The sequence below is a fragment of the Jannaschia faecimaris genome (assembly GCF_900107415.1).
GTDB lineage: Bacteria > Pseudomonadota > Alphaproteobacteria > Rhodobacterales > Rhodobacteraceae > Jannaschia > Jannaschia faecimaris.
On record NZ_FNPX01000013.1, the window covers coordinates 23,169 to 40,132 of the forward strand.

20 protein-coding genes are annotated in these 16,964 nt (G+C 62.7%); 11 read left to right on the plus strand and 9 right to left on the minus strand.

Annotation, left to right across the window (positions count from 1 at the left end; genetic code table 11):
• Positions 1-486: 486 nt before the first annotated feature.
• Positions 487-1,128 (minus strand): exopolysaccharide biosynthesis protein, encoded by a 642-nt coding sequence (locus BLV27_RS13320; protein ID WP_342025011.1) that lies wholly within the window; start codon positions 1,126-1,128, stop codon positions 487-489.
• A gap of 91 nt (positions 1,129-1,219) precedes the next feature.
• On the opposite strand from BLV27_RS13320, the gene BLV27_RS19575 reads away from it, so the two are divergent.
• Entirely contained in the window at positions 1,220-1,474 is a 255-nt protein-coding gene (locus BLV27_RS19575; RefSeq protein WP_139176652.1) for a hypothetical protein, read from the plus strand.
• Positions 1,475-1,530: 56 nt separating this feature from the next.
• Here the strand turns inward: BLV27_RS19575 and BLV27_RS13325 are convergent, their stop codons facing one another.
• Both BLV27_RS13325 and BLV27_RS13330 read right to left on the minus strand, forming a co-directional pair.
• Positions 1,531-1,884: a DUF3775 domain-containing protein gene (locus tag BLV27_RS13325; RefSeq protein ID WP_092646799.1), complete on the minus strand. Its 354-nt coding sequence runs from the start codon at positions 1,882-1,884 to the stop codon at positions 1,531-1,533.
• 3 nt (positions 1,885-1,887) lie between these two features.
• Positions 1,888-3,081 (minus strand): bactofilin family protein, encoded by a 1,194-nt coding sequence (locus BLV27_RS13330; RefSeq protein ID WP_139176655.1) that lies wholly within the window; start codon positions 3,079-3,081, stop codon positions 1,888-1,890.
• A gap of 128 nt (positions 3,082-3,209) precedes the next feature.
• Here BLV27_RS13330 and BLV27_RS13335 point away from each other — a divergent pair, with 128 nt between their 5' ends.
• Entirely contained in the window at positions 3,210-4,046 is an 837-nt protein-coding gene (locus tag BLV27_RS13335) for a universal stress protein (RefSeq protein ID WP_170831460.1), read from the plus strand.
• 23 nt (positions 4,047-4,069) lie between these two features.
• Here BLV27_RS13335 and BLV27_RS19785 read toward each other — a convergent pair whose 3' ends face one another.
• On the minus strand, positions 4,070-4,741 hold the full coding sequence (locus BLV27_RS19785) for an endonuclease/exonuclease/phosphatase family protein (RefSeq protein ID WP_244504671.1): 672 nt from the start codon (positions 4,739-4,741) through the stop codon (positions 4,070-4,072).
• Positions 4,742-4,783: 42 nt separating this feature from the next.
• Here BLV27_RS19785 and BLV27_RS19790 point away from each other — a divergent pair, with 42 nt between their 5' ends.
• The gene (locus tag BLV27_RS19790; RefSeq protein ID WP_244504672.1) at positions 4,784-5,395 is read left to right on the plus strand and encodes a DUF2238 domain-containing protein; all 612 of its coding nucleotides are present in this window, start codon (positions 4,784-4,786) and stop codon (positions 5,393-5,395) included.
• Between the two features lie 142 nt (positions 5,396-5,537).
• Here the strand turns inward: BLV27_RS19790 and BLV27_RS13345 are convergent, their stop codons facing one another.
• Positions 5,538-6,002 carry an Hsp20/alpha crystallin family protein gene (locus tag BLV27_RS13345; protein ID WP_092646805.1) on the minus strand — a complete coding sequence of 155 codons (465 nt, stop codon included), beginning with the start codon at positions 6,000-6,002 and terminating at the stop codon, positions 5,538-5,540.
• A 160-nt stretch (positions 6,003-6,162) separates the two neighbouring features.
• Between BLV27_RS13345 and BLV27_RS13350 the strand changes: the two genes are divergently transcribed.
• Positions 6,163-6,609 (plus strand): DUF2267 domain-containing protein, encoded by a 447-nt coding sequence (locus tag BLV27_RS13350; protein ID WP_092646807.1) that lies wholly within the window; start codon positions 6,163-6,165, stop codon positions 6,607-6,609.
• 75 nt (positions 6,610-6,684) lie between these two features.
• Here the strand turns inward: BLV27_RS13350 and BLV27_RS13355 are convergent, their stop codons facing one another.
• Positions 6,685-7,341, minus strand: a complete 657-nt coding sequence (locus BLV27_RS13355) for a helix-turn-helix domain-containing protein (RefSeq protein ID WP_170831461.1) — start codon at positions 7,339-7,341, stop codon at positions 6,685-6,687.
• 164 nt (positions 7,342-7,505) lie between these two features.
• On the opposite strand from BLV27_RS13355, the gene BLV27_RS13360 reads away from it, so the two are divergent.
• Positions 7,506-8,219, plus strand: a complete 714-nt coding sequence (locus BLV27_RS13360; RefSeq protein ID WP_092646811.1) for a response regulator — start codon at positions 7,506-7,508, stop codon at positions 8,217-8,219.
• A 1-nt stretch (position 8,220) separates the two neighbouring features.
• On the opposite strand, the gene BLV27_RS13365 is transcribed toward BLV27_RS13360, so the two are convergent.
• The 3 genes from BLV27_RS13365 to BLV27_RS13375 all read right to left on the minus strand — a co-directional run bounded on the left by BLV27_RS13365 (position 8,221) and on the right by BLV27_RS13375 (position 11,650).
• The gene (locus BLV27_RS13365) at positions 8,221-9,747 is read right to left on the minus strand and encodes an ATP-binding protein (protein ID WP_092646813.1); all 1,527 of its coding nucleotides are present in this window, start codon (positions 9,745-9,747) and stop codon (positions 8,221-8,223) included.
• 63 nt (positions 9,748-9,810) lie between these two features.
• Entirely contained in the window at positions 9,811-10,947 is a 1,137-nt protein-coding gene (locus BLV27_RS13370) for a site-2 protease family protein (RefSeq protein ID WP_092646815.1), read from the minus strand.
• The gene (locus tag BLV27_RS13375; RefSeq protein WP_092646817.1) at positions 10,937-11,650 is read right to left on the minus strand and encodes a VIT1/CCC1 transporter family protein; all 714 of its coding nucleotides are present in this window, start codon (positions 11,648-11,650) and stop codon (positions 10,937-10,939) included. Before BLV27_RS13375 ends, BLV27_RS13370 begins: the two co-directional genes overlap by 11 nt.
• 131 nt (positions 11,651-11,781) lie before the next feature.
• Between BLV27_RS13375 and BLV27_RS13380 the strand changes: the two genes are divergently transcribed.
• The 6 genes from BLV27_RS13380 (at position 11,782) to BLV27_RS13405 (ending at position 16,960) form a co-directional block, all read left to right on the plus strand.
• A complete protein-coding gene (locus tag BLV27_RS13380) occupies positions 11,782-12,126 on the plus strand; it encodes a hypothetical protein (protein ID WP_139176657.1) in 345 nt (114 codons plus the stop codon).
• A gap of 10 nt (positions 12,127-12,136) precedes the next feature.
• Positions 12,137-12,349 (plus strand): YgaP family membrane protein, encoded by a 213-nt coding sequence (locus BLV27_RS13385; protein WP_092646821.1) that lies wholly within the window; start codon positions 12,137-12,139, stop codon positions 12,347-12,349.
• 351 nt (positions 12,350-12,700) lie between these two features.
• A complete protein-coding gene (locus tag BLV27_RS13390) occupies positions 12,701-13,603 on the plus strand; it encodes a carbamate kinase (protein ID WP_092646823.1) in 903 nt (300 codons plus the stop codon).
• Positions 13,600-14,682 carry an MlaE family ABC transporter permease gene (locus BLV27_RS13395; RefSeq protein WP_244504666.1) on the plus strand — a complete coding sequence of 361 codons (1,083 nt, stop codon included), beginning with the start codon at positions 13,600-13,602 and terminating at the stop codon, positions 14,680-14,682. The genes BLV27_RS13390 and BLV27_RS13395 overlap by 4 nt, the downstream gene beginning before the upstream one ends.
• Complete coding sequence (locus BLV27_RS13400) at positions 14,682-15,446, plus strand: ABC transporter ATP-binding protein (RefSeq protein ID WP_092646825.1); 765 nt, start codon at positions 14,682-14,684, stop codon at positions 15,444-15,446. Before BLV27_RS13395 ends, BLV27_RS13400 begins: the two co-directional genes overlap by 1 nt.
• Positions 15,446-16,960 (plus strand): MlaD family protein, encoded by a 1,515-nt coding sequence (locus BLV27_RS13405; RefSeq protein ID WP_092646828.1) that lies wholly within the window; start codon positions 15,446-15,448, stop codon positions 16,958-16,960. Before BLV27_RS13400 ends, BLV27_RS13405 begins: the two co-directional genes overlap by 1 nt.
• Positions 16,961-16,964: the final 4 nt, after the last annotated feature.

The following is a 16,964-nucleotide window of genomic DNA, read 5'->3' on the forward strand; positions in this document are numbered from 1 at the left end:
CGAGGGACGCCAGACGTTGCCCCGCCTCCGGAGCCGGCGGATCGCCAGCGCTCGAACCTGCAATTGAGTGACCGGCAACGGACCCGCGCGCGCCAGCAGAAGCCGAGAGGGCCAAGGGATATGCGACGCTGGCCCGGTACCCCTTGCTTTGCGGTCGGCTCCTGCGATCACCACCCAATTGCGTCAGGCGGCTTTTGAGCGGGCGCTGACGGGCCTGTCGGGAGTGGTTTGGCAGCTGCTGCGAAGATACCATCGCGGGCACATATCCGACCTTTCCCCAAACAGATGGCTGCTCCTGTTGTGGCTGCATTTCGCATCGAAACCGGCTGATCAACCGGGAACTTGGATACGCGTATTCCGCCGGGGCCGGTCGCAGACTTTGTCCTAGTAAGGGATGCCGCACACGGTCCTGCCTCGGCGACAGTCCCATTCACCGAGGCCCCTGCACAACGCGTCGCATATTGTCGTGATCGGGCGAAAGCCTTTCTACCACTCAAGAACACGGTCCAGCGCTTCTAGCGCGGCCATACCAACCAGCATCGCCAGCAAGGCCAGCGCCACAGTCGCGGCGACTCCGATCAGAACGAACAAGCCGTCGCGCTGCACCATGCCCCAGGCCAGCACCGACAGGATCATTGCCAGAGGTACGTTGACGAACGGGATCGGCAAAAACAGCAAGAACGAAATCACCGCCGCCAGCAAGCCGATCATACGCTCCCGGTTGGCGACAAACGGAATTCGTGATCGGGACAACCGCTCCATCCAACGCAGCACCGGACGTCCATATTTGCCCATCACGGCTAGTGCCCGCCCCGGCACACGCCGATTCAGGAGCTTCGCGGGAAGGGTCATCCGCTCGCCGTAGAGAGCAAGGTGACCCGAGATCAGGATCAACGGCACCCCCAGGACCGCGCCGATGCTGGGCAACGGCAATGGAACAGCCTCGGGCAAGGCCAGCAGCAGGATCAGGATGCCATGAACCCGGCTGCCTGTCAGATCGAGCATATCCCGAAGTCTCACGTCCTGCCCGGATTCTGACCGTTTGATCAACGTCTCAAGGACCTTGTCCAGGGGCGGGGCCCTTAAGGGATCAACATCGTCCACGTATGCCCCCCTTCCGGTTGCCACGGTTACAATGTCGACCTTGCATCAGATCGGTCGCGCGATAAATCCCTGTGAACGACTTGCGTATTGGGTCTCGCGCGGCACCAAAGCGACCATGACCAAGGTGCTTTTTGACCAAGCAGACCGGCCCCAGGTGGACGCCGCCGCCGTGCCCGTCTTGCCGTCAGATCTTCCGTCGCGGCACACGGATAGCGTGTTGTGGCGGCCTGGGCAGAATATCCTGCGGCTTGACCAGTTGGCTCATCCGTGTCCGTTCGCCGACCGTTCCGCCGGTGGTTTGCAGGCAATATGCAGGCAGTCCGGGCACTCTCTTCGTCGTCGCGCAATGACCGGCGACGGGAAAAACTGATGCACCGGCGCTGCGCGGCAGCTCTGTTGCTGTTTCTGATGCCACCTGCGGCGGTGCTATGGCTCATCGCGCAGCGGGTCTTCGTGTCCGATTTCTTCCAGACCGGCGGCCAGCTCGTCCGCGGCCATTGGATGCGTCATCACGTAATCGAAACAAGGCCCGACGTGCCGCTCGCGTGCGAGGGCCACGGCCTCTTCCCACTCGTCTTGGGAAAAGTCACCCCGACCTATCCACAGAAGCGCGACCAACTCATGCTGCTGGTCTCTGTCCAAGGCCTCGATTTCTGCCTGCAATTCGTCTCGGCGCATATCGTGCCCACCTTCCTCGGGTGGGGTGTCGTTGACGCTCAGGGCGCGCAGTTGGTCCATCAGGATGCGCAGCCCTTGGGGAGGAATTGAAAGTTCGGTCATCGGTCAATCTCCGCTTTCGGATTTCATCATCTCGTCGCCGTCGTCCGGACCAACGTTAGGCATCGCCCAGCGCAGAACGCCCTCGGTCATGGCACCGACGCCCAGGAACACGAGCGACACATTCAGGACCCAGCCCACGAAGGGAATGAAATTCAAAAGCGCCATACCCGTCACCGCCGCGGCCAGCACGGCCAGACGCACCAGAAAACTCGGACTGTCGCCCAGACCCGCCGCCTGCGCGATAGCCATCGCCAGGACGTAAGCCCCAAGCAAGTATCCCAGAATCCAGGCCAGGATCACGGCGAGGACGGCAATCGGAACAAGCGGGATGCCGATGACCGTCAGTATCGCAACCGGGATAACCCCGATCAGCGCCGAAATCCCCAGTCCGCCCGTCAGGATGGTCAGGCCGGGTCGGTTCAATGCCATCCGCCGCATATTCGCGACGCCATTCGGCATGAGCGCAAGGAATGTCGCCCCGGTGGCCAAAAGGAACGCCAGCATCAGGAGGTAGCCCCCGCCGATCGTCGCGGCCGAAGGCTGACCGCGCATGCCCTCCCAGCCCATCTCGTCATAGTTATTCCAGGTTCCGCCCTCGATGTATTCGTAGCTGACGCGTCCGGCGGTGGCGACATCGGGCGGAACGGTAATCTCCTCGGGCAGGGCAAGGGTCAACTGTCCGTCCACCCGCGCGTCTGGCCCGAAGCTAAGCGTGTCCGCAAGGATACGAACGTCGCCTCCGACGGGGCCATCCAGAAACACCTCCGACGCGACGACCACCAGCGAACCGTCAACCGAACCCCGCGATGTCGCCGTCCCGCCGAACAGGCGGGCGTTTCCCGCGATGTCGGTGCCGGTGTCCAGCGTGACGATGAAACCCGAAAGGGTCACGTCGCCGCCGACCTCACCATCCAGTCGCACGCGCGCGCCAGCCGCCGTGACATCACCCCCGGTCCGCCCCTCGACGTCGATGGAAAAACCTGCAGCATGGACGTCCTCAGCCACCTGACCGCGGGTGACGATCTGTGCCCCCGAAACCAGAAGATCACGTAGCACGTTCTGCGCCTCCTCAACGCGCGCGCCACTCACCAAGCGGTCGCCTCCGACGGTCGTGCCGAATTGCTCTGCAGTGGTTGGGACAGCGGCTGCCGCGACCGCCAAGGCCACAGCGCTTGCAGTCAGAAACCTGTACGTCATCTGAAGTTCTCCGAAAGCTGGATGATCTTGTGCTTGGTACTTCATCCGGCCCGGCAACCTCTTGATCCTTGTCAAGAAGCCGCGCGTGCGGCGGTGCTAGCGTTTCCGAAACACCTATGGAGAGCGCCATGACCATCCGCAGCATCCTGACCTGCCTGCTCAATGAACCTTCCGCCGCGCGTCTGTCCGAGGCAGGATCAGCGTTGGCAGAACGCTTTGACGCGCATCTCGTGGGGCAACACACGATGGAGGCAGTCGTCATCTATCCCGGCATCGCCATGCACGTACCCGGCCCGACTTTCGAGACATTCAACATCGCGCAGCGCGAGGAGGGTGAGGCGATCGAAAAAGTGTTTCGGTCTGTCACCGAACGCAGGGGCGTCAATGCCGAATGGCGGTTTGTTCGGGCGGATGCGACAGCTGCATCTGATCGTATGATCGACAGCGCACGCGCCATGGATCTTGTGGTCATGGGACGGCCGGACAAGGCCTATGATCGGGCCGATCAGCGCTATGCTCTGGACCGCGTGATCCGAGACGGCGGACGGCCGGTTCTGCTGATCCCCGAGGAAGGCATGGGTGAGACGGTCGGCAAACGCATCGTGCTGGGCCACGCGGGCACGCGGGAATCCACACGGGCTACTTTCGACATGCTGCCGCTGCTTCATAAAGGGGCGGATATCCACATCGTGCATATTGGGGACGAAGTGGACGAGTTGCGAGACAGTGCCATGACCGACATAAGTACGACATTGGCGCACCATGGCCACAACGTCACGATGACCCACCGCGTGCCGCACGGAAAATCCGTTGCCGAGATGCTGATCCATGAAGCGAATGAAGTCGGCGCTGACATGATCGTCGCAGGGGCCTATGGCCACTCGCGCACCTATGCCTTCTTCCTGGGGGCCACGACCGGCGGCCTTGTCGAACATTCCAAGGTGCCTGTACTCTTCTCCGCATGAAGTCAGGAGATAATAATCCTGCATCAGGTCAGGTCGAGGTCGGCCCAGATCGGCAAATGATCCGAGGCGCGCCGTGCCTCGGGCGTATCGAGAACGCCGCCGCCGTGAAGGCGTGTGCCGTGGCGCACGGCGAAACGGTCCAATCCGGCAAGGGGCCGCGCGGAATGGAAGCTGTGGCCCGGCGTGTGGATATCGAACTCTTCAGTCAGGGGCTCCAGGCCAGCGCTGCGGGACCATTCATTGAAATCCCCCGCGACGATGATCGGCCCTTTGTGCCCCCGAAGGCGATCGGCCAGGGCGGTCAGTTGACTGCGCCGGTGCCGCCGCATCAGCCCAAGGTGCACCGCCGCCACGATCAGGGACCGGCCCCGTGCCTCGATCCCCGCAAGCAGGGCCCCGCGCGGCTCAAGCCCCGGCAAATCGATGGCCTCGGACCACAACAGTCTGGAGCCGGGGGCCAGCAAGATCGCATTACCATGCCACCCGAGGTTCGCACCCGGCCCGACCGGCACATGTCGCCAGCCCGACCTTGCCAACAGGCCCGGCGGCAAGGCAGAGGGGCGCAGGCCCAGCCGCTTGTCGGCCTCCTGCAACGCCAGGACGTCGGCACCGATATCGTCTGCCACCCGGAGGATCCGCGCGGGGTTCCGCCGCCAGTCCAGCCCAACGGCCTTGCGGATATTGTAGCTGGCCAGCCGGACGAGCCCGGGAGGCTGCGCCCCCGTTTGCGACGCCGCGTGATCGTCGGTGTCTGGATCGCTTTCGCGCTGCTTGCCGTGACGGCGCTGGTCGTGGATCGACCGATCCTCGCTGCGGTGTCCACTCTGGCCTTGGCCCTGACGGTGGCCCCATTGGTTTTGGCCGCCCGGTTCCAGATCGTGCTTCCCCTGCCCTTCGTGTTGGCACTGGCCGGCTTTCTGACGGCCTCGCTTCTGCTTGGGGAGGCGTTCGACATGTACGAGCGTATCTGGTGGTGGGACATCGCGCTGCACACCGTCGCCGCCACGGGTTTGGGCATGGCGGGCTTCCTGTTCGTGCTCATGCTGTTTGAGGGGGCCCGTTTCGCTGCGCCGATCTGGGCGCTGACACTGATTGCCGCCTGCGTGGCCATCACGCTTGGTGTCATGTGGGAGCTGTTCGAGTTTACGATGGATCACACCTTCGGCCTGACGATGCAGAAATCCGGTTTGAACGATACGATGGGCGACCTGCTGGCCGACCTCATCGGTGCGACCTTGGGCGCGCTGACGGGAACGATCTACCTGACAGGCCGCAAATTTGGCTTCGCGACCGCCCTGATCGTGCAGTTCGTGCGTATCAACGGACGATACTTCCGCAAACGAAAATGAGGTGACATGCTTCATCGGCGCATTATTCCGCATGACGCGGAACCGCGCCTTGACCACGATCATGCCGACTTGGATCACGCCGGATCCGGGGGCGATCTTGCAGGGGACGTGTGTCGAACGCCCCCTGCCCCGTCGCGAGATTTCACGCCGCCTCGATCTTTACCTTGCGCGCTTTCGTCTTCGCATCGCTCGGCTTGGTGATGGTCAGATGCAGTACACCGTCGGCCAGCTTGGCCTTCATCCCCTCGGAATCGGGCGAAAAGCCCAGCGGCACGACGCGGCGGAAACTGCCTGAGCGGCGCTCGACCATGCGCCAGTCCTTGCCGCTCTCTTCGCGCTTTTCGTCATGCCCACCCTTAAGAACCAGGCGATCATCAACGATCGAAACATCGATTTCGTCGGGGCTAAGTCCTGGTACCTCGGCCGTGACTTCTACCGCATCGTCGGTTTCGGACATGTCGATGGCGGGGACAAGCCGCGATCCGACTTCGGCCCGTAAACCATCGAAACGGTCAAGCAACTGGTTAAATTCCATCTGCAGTGCCGGAAGGAAAGGCCAGCCGGCACCTTGCGACACTTCGGTTTTTGTCACGTGCTTATTGGACATATGTCGTCTCCAGAAAAAATTTGATTTGCCACATCGGCGGGATCAGTTTGCCCCTGGCGGACAGATCGTGCGTTGACGTCCGTCAATGCGACGGATGACCGGCGTCCTAGACTTAAAGTGTGTCCGCAGGCCGCGGGACGAGCGGGATAGGAGTTGGATGATGTCGGCACAGAATCTGGAAGTTCTCGATCACACGGTTCAGTTGACCCATGAATGGGTCAACGAGTTGCGCGAACGGATCGATTGGCCCAGCAGCCGCGACGCATTACGCTTGATGCGGGCGGTTCTGACCGAGGTACGTGACCACATCCCGCACGAAGAGGTCGCGCAGCTTTCGGCGCAGATGCCGCTTTTAATCCGCGGAATGTTTTTCGAGGGTTGGCGCCCCGCCATTACGCCTCTCACGGACCGCAGCGCCGAGCATTTCATCAAAGCGATTGAGGCCCGGGTGGGCCAAGTCGACGGGTACCGCGGGCGCGAGGACATCGCCGCGGTCTTTGCCACCATCGGCAATCGTGTCTCCGACGGCGAATTGCGACAGGTGCGCCATGCATTGCCCCCGGCGATCCGTGACTTCTGGCCAACGGATACGCTCGGCGGCGACTGAGTTTCAGCAAGAGAGCATTTCGCTCAAGGCCATTTCACCGAAGCCAATTTCAGTACGGTTCCGGCGATGGCGGAATTACTCCGCCATCGCCAATTCCTCCAGACCGGTGCGGTCAAGGATGATGATGCGCTGCGATGTTTCCAGCCGGATCAGGTTGCGCGTGCGCATCTTGGTCAGAGACCGGCTGACGGTTTCGACGGTCATGCACAGATAGTCGGCGATGTCGGCGCGCGGCATCTCCAACTCCACGACGAGGCGTCCCTCGACATCAGAACCATGACGGTTCGCAAGCGCGAGGATGAAGGACGCCAGTTTTCCACAGGCTCCCGGTCTTGCCATCAGCAGCAGGTGATCCTGCAACGTCTCGATCTGACGCAGGGCGGCCAGCTGAACCTGTTGATGCGTGTCGCCATCGTCTTCCGAACCCTCCAGAACACCCCTTGGGTGAGCAAGAAGCGCTGCAGGCGAAAGCGCCTCGCAATCGGCGGAATGCCTTCCATCGGCTGAAAAGCCCACGATATCGCCTGCATGTGCAAAGCCGATCACATGGCGGCGTCCCGTCTCCAGCAGGCGGGTCAGTCGCAAGACCCCTGACACGACCTCGAAGAGGTACGACGCGGGATCAGTCTCGCGAAAGAGAGACTCACCTTCGCGGAGCGTGCGGACAGGATGAAGTTGTATCCGGCGCGGTGCAACGTGGACGCGTCGTTCGCTAGGATTAAGCGCAAGCATTTCAAACCCCCCAGTTTGGAAGCCTCCACCATCGACTTGCCTTGTCGCAGTCATTACGTGGTCAGTGTATCTTTTTGTCACAGATTGTAGCGAGAAGCGCTTTCAAAGCATGATCGGTTGGGCCAGAACCGTGCCGGATCACCATTTGCCGTCGGAGAAATGGCATGAATGCACGGAGAATACTCGTCATCGACGACGAGGAGAAAATCCGCGCCTTGTTGCGCAAGACCTTCGAGAGCGAGGGCTTTGACGTGGACGAAGCCGCAGACATCGCGGCTGCGCGCCGCGCCCTGTCGGACCGCACACCGGACCTTGTGACGCTGGACCTGAACCTTGAGCGGGAGGACGGATTGGATCTAGCCCGCGAGATCAGCACTGAGACCGACATCCCCATCATCATCATCACCGGCAAAGGCGATGTCATCGACCGCGTCGTCGGGCTGGAATTGGGTGCGGACGACTATATCTGCAAGCCGTTTCATCTGCGCGAGGTTCTGGCGCGGGTGAAAACGATCTTCCGCCGGACATCGACCAAAAGTCGGCCCGACAAGTCGCCCGAGGGCCTTTTGCTGGACGGCCTGCGGATCGATCTGGACCGGATGGAAGTGCGCGACCGGAACGGTGCCCCCTGCGAAGTGACGGCGGCAGACATCAAACTTCTGCGCGCGCTTGTCGAAAATCCGATGCGGCCGCTGTCTCGGGATCGGTTGATGGACCTGGTCAACGGGACAGATTGGTCGCCACTGGACCGGACGATCGACAACCAGGTCGCGCGCCTGCGCAAGAAGATTGAACGTGACCCGGCGCATCCAGACCTGATCCGCACGGTCCGGGGCGTGGGCTATATGCTGACGGAGCGGCCGGAAATCGACCACTGAGTCACTCGGGCTTCTCCTTGAGTACAGTCGCGAAAGCTTCCGCCAGATCGGCTTGGCGATAGGGCTTGCGCAGCAACCGCGGTGCCCCCTCGATCCCTTCCAGGTTCGCCATTCCGCCCGAGAACCCCGAGGTCAGCAGGACTGCGACGTCAGGTCGTTCCTGACCAATGCGATGGGCCAGATCCTCGCCGGTCATCTCGCCCGGCATGATCAGATCCGTGAAGACGAGGGCCACGTCGTCGCGGGCGGTCAGAATATCCCAAGCCTCCTGCGCGTTGAACGCACCAACGACATCGAACCCGAGGGAGGCCACGCGGGCTTCCGACAAGCGGCGGACGACAGGATCATCTTCGACCACCAGCACCATGCGCCGGTCTCCAAACGTGGCGACTTCCTTGTGTGGGAGGCTTTTGGGAAATGGCTGTTTTTCAGCCCGTGGAAAATACATCGATACGGTCGTACCCCTACCAACTTCGCTGTAAAGCGTCAGGTGGCCACCCGATTGACGCGCATAACCATACACCATCGACAGGCCCAGACCCGTGCCCTTTCCGGGCGATTTGGTGGTGAAGAACGGCTCCAGCGCGCGACGTCGCTGATCAGGTGTCATGCCCACGCCGGTGTCGCTGACGGAAAGTCGGACGTATTGTCCGGGCGGAAACTCTACGTCCTGCGCAATGTAATCGTCGTCGATCGTCACATTCTCGACCTCCAGCCGCAGTCGGCCGCCGCCGGGCATCGCGTCCTGTGCATTCAGCGCGAGGTTGATGATCGCGGTCTGCAACTGCATCGGGTCGAGCGAGACCGGCCACGGGTCCGATCCGACACGCTCCTCGACCTCGATGCGCGCGCTGAGCGTACGTCTCAGCAGGCGCATGGTTTCTTTCACAGCCTCGCCAATATCCAGACGCTCGGGCCGAAGCTCGCCCTTGCGGGAAAACAGCAAGAGCCGGGACGTCAGATCCGCCCCCATCTCGGCAGCAGACAGCGCGTCCGTGATCAGTTCGGTGGACTTGCCATCCACTCCGGCAAGCTCCAAAAGCTCCAGGTTACCAACGATGATCGTTAGCAAATTATTGAAATCATGCGCAATACCACCGGTCATCTGACCGATTGCGTCCATGCGCTGGGCGCGGGTCAACGCCTCTTCCGCGATCAGCCTGCGGGTCTGATCGTGCATGATTGCAACGAATGTCGGCTCGCCGTTGATATCGGTCCGTCCCAGCGACAGATGGAGGGGAAACCTCGTTCCATCGCTGCGTTTGCCCTGAACGTCACGTCCCGATCCGATGATACGCTTGACGCCGGTTGTTAGGTACTGATCGACAAACTCCCCATGTTTAGCGGCCATGTCATCGGGCATCAGCATCGACAGGTTTTGCCCCGAAATGGCATCGGCGGAATACCGGAATAGGGTGGCCGCGGCTGCGTTGACGCGCAAAATGCGACCGTCGGCGTCTGCGATCAGGATTGCATCCACCGCAGCGCCCAGCAACGCGTCCAGCAGCGCTTTGTTATCCTCTTCCATCCGTGGCCCCTCGGTTGTGCCTCCCAGACGATGACAGGTCACGCCACGTCCGACCAGTCCGGTTCAGCCCCGCGAATGACCAAGCTCGGTGTTGAGCCGACCGCGGGCCATCAGATCGGCCAGCGTCACGACCCCCACGAGACGCCCGTGTGTGACCACGGGGAACTTGCGCCGATCGCCACGGATCATCCGTTCGAACACATCTGTCGCGTCGACATCGGGGGTCACGACATCCTCGGGTCCGAGAGCAAGGAACACATCGTCAACACGGGTATGGGCCCAATTTTCGCGCTCGATCCGCCGAACCGTCTCATGATCGACGATGCCCAGAAGCTGGCCGTCTTCCACCACCGCGACGAAGGTGATCCCGTTTTGCATCATCACGTCTTCCACCAGAACGGCGAGGGTCAGGTCCGGGTCGACCGAGATGGGATCGCGCCGCATCACCTGCCGAACCGTCAGCCCCGCCAGAGCTTCGCGCATATCCGTCTGCAGCCGCGCAGAATGCGAGGCCGCGAGGATGAACAACGCAAGCAAGACCGGCCAAAGCCCTGCCGCCCCGGCACCCCACAAAATCTGAATGCCCCCAAGGGTCATCATTGCCAGCGCGATACCCGTGGATATGCGATCCGCCGTACGCGTCGCTTGGGCAAAATCTCGGCTGCGCCGCCAGAGGAATGCGCGAAGCACTCGACCGCCGTCGAGCGGAAAGGCCGGTAACAGGTTGAAAACCGCCAGCACGAAATTCGCGAGCGAAATGTACTCCAGGACCGCAACCGCCAGGTCGGCTGCCCCGACCGCGGCCGCGACCCAACGGGCCATCAGAAATATCGCGGCGATAGCTAAGCTGGCCAGCGGGCCCACGATGGCCACGCGAAATTCGGTCAAGGCATCCGGCGGTTCGTTGCGCAACTCGGCCACACCGCCAAAGACAAACAAGGTTATCCCCTCGACCGACATGCCATAGGCGCGGGCGACCATCGCGTGTGACAACTCGTGCAAGATCAGCGACCCGAACAGTCCCAGCATGGAAATCAGTGCTGCAATCAGAAGTTCGGCCGGGCCTGTCCCTGGAACCAACGCTGGAAAATAACCCTCGGCCAGCGACCACGTCAGCAGCGCGGCAATCAGGAACCAGCTGGCGTCGAGGCGGATGTCGATACCAGCGACACGGGTCAGGCGTATCGATCTACCCCACATTGAACAGCCCTCCGACCAGATAGGCAATGCACGCCGCTGCGCCGCCAATGACCAACGTTTCGATCGAGGAAACCCACCACCGCGCCAGCGACCAACGACTCTTGATCGCGCCGATCAGCAGGAACGTCAGCAAGGTGATGACGACCGACACCGCGAACGGGTCCGGCAGCGGCAACATGAACGGCAGCAACGGCATCATTCCGGCGGCAAGGAACGCCCCGAAGGTGACCCCTGCCGCAACGAAAGGTGCCGGGTCTGTTGGGGCCAGGCCGTATTCGTCCGTCAGCATCATCTCGATCCAGGCCTCTTTGTTCGAAGCGATTGCATCGACAGCAGAAGCGAGAGACGCGCCTTTTAACCCTTTGAGTGCAAGAATCTGGCGCAGCTCTTCCCGCTCGCCGTCGGGATGCATCCGGATATGCCAGTCTTCGCGCACACGCAGGCGCGCACGTTGGTCGCGGTCGGCCTTGGTCCCCGCATAATTCCCGACCGCCATCGAGAACCCGTCGGCCAGGACATTGGCCATGCCCAATATCAAGACCACGCTAACCGGCAGTCCCGCCCCGGCCACGCCCGCGACGATCGCAAAGGTCGTGACCGCTCCGTCAATTCCCCCATAGAGAGCGTCGCGCAGATGGCCGGGTCCGTCCGGGGCCGCCAGCCGGGAGGCGATTTCCTCTGGGGAGTGTCCGTGCTCGAGCATTTATTAGCTCCTACTGTCCCACATGGATCATGGAGCAGGTCACACCGGCACAACTTGACGGGGATCAAGGCACGAGGCCCGCGTCGCGCCTAACTTTATGACAGGAAAACGCCCCGAACAGGAGACAGATGATGACCGAACGGCAGTCCAAGTCGCCAAAGATCGACGCCCCATTCCCGGCGTCTGCGGCATCGAGCATGTTCCCGATGGTGCCATGGGCTATCGGGGCACAAATGCCGCTGACCATGCTCGAAGGGGCCACACGGATTCAAGGCGAATGGGCCCGATTTCTAGCGGAGCGCCTGACCAAGGACGCCGAAATTCAGCATCAGTTGTTCAACTGCACTTCGCCGACTGATGCGCAACAGATCGGGGCGAACTTCGTGCACGATATCGTGTCAGATTATCTGACCGAGACCGCGCGCATAACCGCAATGGGCTCACAGGTTTCACAAGGAGCCGGGCTCGACGTCTAAGGAGAACAATATGACACCGAATGTGGGAACCGTGGACCGCGTGGTCCGACTTGTCGTGGGCCTGGTCCTGATCTTGGCCCCGTTACTCAATATTCCGGCCATCTGGTCAAGCGGTGTGCTGGCCTACGGCTCGATCATCGTCGGACTGGTTCTGGTCGCTACCGGGCTGCTCCGTATGTGCCCGCTCTACCGCCTGCTGGGTATGAACACTCTTGAAACATGACCGACTTCTGACCGGCCGGAAGGAGCGCCTCATCGCCAGCAACACTTATCGTAATCGCGCTGCGATGCAGCTGGATGCATCATCGCCCGTCTTGCCCGCAATCGCCCCGCAGCACGCCGCCCCCAGTCGATCGAAATACCGCGCACTCGGGGCGGTGGCCTGCGGAGCATCCATTGCCAATCGTATATCCATGATGACAAGACAGGGGTACGCGCAACGCTTTGCGCGCGGTTTGGGTTGAAGGAAACCGAGGTGTCGAACAACATCTTCAAAAGTCCACATTCCATTGTCGGCGACCGTGGGAAGCACTGGATCAAGGCGGCCCTCGTGGTCACCTTGGGGCGATGAACCATGCTGGTGGTGGCCGCACTTGGCGGCAATGCTCTCTTGCAGCGCGGCCAGGCGATGACTCCCGAGGCGCAGAGCGGCAATGTAGGGCGCGCCGCCGAGGCATTGGCCAGAATCGTCCGAGCGGGACATGATCTGGTGATCACCCATGGAAACGGGCCGCAGATCGGAATGTTGGCGATGCAGTCCGACCTCTGGCCCCTCGATATCCTGGGGGCCGAGACCGATGGGATGATCGGTTATGTCATTGAACGAGAGCTTGAGAATGCGCTGGACCATGACCGCCCTGTCGCAACCCTCTTGACCCAGGTCCTTGTCGACGCCGCCGACCCTGCGTTCAAAAACCCCACCAAGTTCGTCGGCCCCGTCTGGACGCGGGCCGAGGCCGAGGCCCGCGCTCTTCCGAAGGGTTGGAAAATCGCGAAGGACGGCAACGGCTGGCGCCGGGTCGTGGCTTCTCCGACGCCTATCGAAATTCCGGATATGCGCGCTCTGCGACTGCTATTGCAGAGCGGCGCGGTGATCATCTGCGGCGGCGGTGGAGGCATCCCGGTGGTCCGCGGTCCGGATGGACGACTCAGCGGTGTCGAGGCCGTTGTCGACAAGGACCGGACAACATCGCTTCTGGCGCGGAGACTGGAGGCAGGGGCCCTCTTGTTACTGACCGACGTGCGGTCGGTCATGGCGGACTTCGGCACCAGCCACGCCCGCGGCATCCCCCACATGACCCCCGACGAAGCCGGCCACATGGACCTGCCGGCCGGATCCATGGCCCCGAAGGTCGATGCAGCGGCGGATTTTGCCCGACGCACGGGCCGAAGTGCATATATAGGACGGCTGGAGGACGCCGCCGAGATGCTGGAAGGGAACGCCGGTACCCGCATCGGGCTGGGACACCCTAGGTGAGCGGGGTCGATCTGCGCCTCTCTGATAGCAGTCTTTACCTGTCGGGTGACCTGTCGATCGCCCACGTCAGCGAGGTCGCGTTGCCGGCCGACGCGAAGGCGGATCGCGTTCTGCTGACCGATGTGTCGCGCCTTGATACGGCGGGTGCCTGGCTGGTTCTTGACCTCGCACAGCGACTGGGAGGGGCCACCATCGAAGGGGCCACCGAGACGCAGGCCGCCCTGATCGAAACCGTCCGCCGGAACCTTTCCTCGGATCCGGAGCCTGAGACCCACCGCCCGTTGCGCAATACACTTGTGGGTCTGGGTCATGCCGTCTGGGACATCGCGCGCGAGGGGCTGACCCTGACCGCATTTCTGGGTCAGGTGGTGGTCGAGATGTTCCGCCTGCTGCGCCATCCCGGCCGCCTGCGCGTGACTTCGTTGGTCCACCATATGCAGGCTACGGGCGTCGACGCGGTTCCGATCGTCGTCCTGATGTCCTTCCTGATCGGTGTCGTCGTCGCCTTTCAAGGGGCCAGCCAACTTCAGCAATTCGGTGCCGAGATATTTGTGGTCGACCTGATCGCCATTTCCGTTCTGCGGGAACTCGGCATCCTGCTGACCGCGATCATCGTAGCGGGCCGCTCCGCCTCGGCGTTCACGGCCTCCATCGGATCGATGAAGATGCGCGAGGAAATCGACGCCCTTCGCGCCCTGGGCCTCGACCCGATCACGGTGCTGGTGGCCCCGCGTATCCTGGCCCTGGTGCTGGTCCTGCCGATCCTTGGCATATTGTCCGACATTTCCGGGTTGATCGGCGGTGCAACGATGGCTTGGCTGGACCTCGGCATCACTCCGGTCGCCTTCGCGGCGCGGATCGCCGAGGGCATTGGTCCGTGGCATTTGGCAGTCGGCCTCATCAAGGCACCGTTCTTTGCCCTGATCGTCGGCGTGGTGGGCTGCCGGAACGGACTTCGGGTCGGGGGCGACGCCGAAAGCCTTGGACGTCAGACGTCATCCTCCGTGGTAGCGGCAATTTTCCTCGTGATCGTCGCTGACGCAATCTTCTCGGTATTTTTCGCCATTGTGGGGGTCTAATGAATGACCCGGTGATCAAGGTCCGCGCGCTGGAAACCCGGTTCGGCGACAACGTTGTTCACCAAGGGCTGGACCTCGACGTGCATCGTGGCGAAATCCTGGGCGTGATCGGCGGGTCGGGCACCGGCAAGTCGGTCTTGCTGCGCCAGATCGTCGGCCTGCTGGAACCGTCTGCCGGCGAGATCGAGGTACTTGGAGAGCCGGTCCGTGACACCAGCCCCGAGGCGTTCGTGCGCCTGCGCCGCCGCTGGGGCGTGATGTTTCAGGGCGGCGCGCTCTTCTCATCGCTCAGCGTGCGCGAGAACGTGGAGGCCCCCATGCGCGAGCAGATGGACCTGCCCGAGGATCTGCGCCGCACGTTGGCCGCTATAAAGGTCCGGATGGTCGGCCTGCCCGAAAACGCGATGAACAAACCGCCATCCGCCCTGTCGGGTGGGATGCGCAAACGGGCCGGGTTCGCCCGGGCCATCGCGCTCGACCCAGAGATCGTTTTTCTTGACGAGCCGACTGCTGGGCTTGACCCGATAGGGGCCGCGGCGCTCGATTCACTGGTCGCGCAACTGCGCGATGCTCTTGGGCTGACCGTGTTTCTGGTGACGCATGATCTGGATACGCTGCACGCGATCTGCGACCGCGTGGCCGTTCTGGCCGAGGGGCGCGTGTTGGCCACCGGCACGCTGGCGGAATTACGCGAGTTGCAACATCCTTGGCTTCAAGAGTATCTCGGAGGCCCGAGGGGACGGGCCGCGATTGGGGCTGGCTGATGGAAATCAAGGCGAACTTCCTGCTGATCGGCCTGTTCACCCTGCTTGGGATGGGTGCCGTGCTGGGCGCGTTCCTGTGGCTGGGCGCGGTCCGGCTGGATCGGGAGACGGCGGTTTACGGCGTTTTGTTCACCGATGTCTCCGGTCTGACGGTCAATGGCGAGGTCGTTTACAACGGTCTGCCGGTGGGACGTGTGACGGACCTGCGGCTTTACGAACAGGATCCTTCGCTGATCTACACCCGGATCGAGGTCGAAGCCGAAACGCCGATCCGCGAGGACACGATGGCCCAGTTGTCGTCCCAAGGTGTCACAGGCGTTGCCTATGTCTCACTCACGGGCAGCACCTCCAATGCCCCTCGGTTGGTCACGGACAATGCCGCCCCCCCATTGATCCCGTCGCAGCAGACCGGGTTTCAGGCCCTGCTGACCGATGCACCGGAAATGATTGCGGATGCCGCAGCGTTGATCGCCGATCTGCGCGGCTTCGTCCAACCCGAGACGCGGGATAAGGTCGCTCGTATCCTGACCAATTTGGATGCGGCCTCGGGCAAGCTGGACGAGACGCTCGACGGGATGGCAGGGCTGACCGAAGGGCTGGCATCGGCCGCCACGCAAATTGGTGGCTTGGGCGATACGATCAGCGCGCTGGAGGGCCAGGTCCGCGACACGCTGACCAACGCCGATGCAGCCTTGATCGCGGCGGCGGAGGCCTTCGAGGCAGCCACGCCGGCCTTGGAGGAGGCGCGCGAAGTCGTCGATCTGACCAAGACCTTACTGGCCGAGGACGCGCCGCAGACGCTGGACGCCTGGCGGTCGGGCGTGGGGCGCCTTGACGCCGCGCTGGCCTCTGCCGAGACGGCGTTCGCGTCGCTTGAACAGACTTCGGACCGGATCGAAGCGCTGGCGTCGGGTGACGGTACCGCGCTCCTGTCCTCCGCGCGCGCGGCGATGGACGCTGCGGCCCCTGCCCTGCGTGACGATCTCCCTGCGGCCTTGGCCGATCTGCGGGCGGCAGGCACAGAAACCCGCGCCGCCTTGGGGCGGATAACCGAGGACATCGCCGGTGCCACGGATCAGCTGGACCCGCTGGCCACGGAGACCCGGGCAGCCATCGCCAGCGCAACCGAACTGCTGGACCGGGCAGGCCCAAGCCTTGACCGGCTGGACAGCGCGCTTGCCGCCGCAGACAGCGCGCTGACCTCGGCGGCCGACACCCTTCGGGCCGACATCGGTCCGGCAATGTCGGACATCCGCGCCGCCGCCGCCGCTGTCGCGCGCGACCTTCCTACGTTGACGGCACGTGCGGAATCCGTCCTTGTAGACATTGGCGGTGCCGTCGCCGCCGTGACCCCCGGTCTGAGGACCTTTGGCACCTCGACCTTGCCGGAATACGGACGGCTCGCCACCGATGCCCGGTCGCTGATCCGCAACCTGTCTGATGTGGTGCGTCGGATCGAACAGAACCCGGCGGGCTTCATTCAAGGCAGCCAAGTGCCCGAATACCGGAGATGATGCG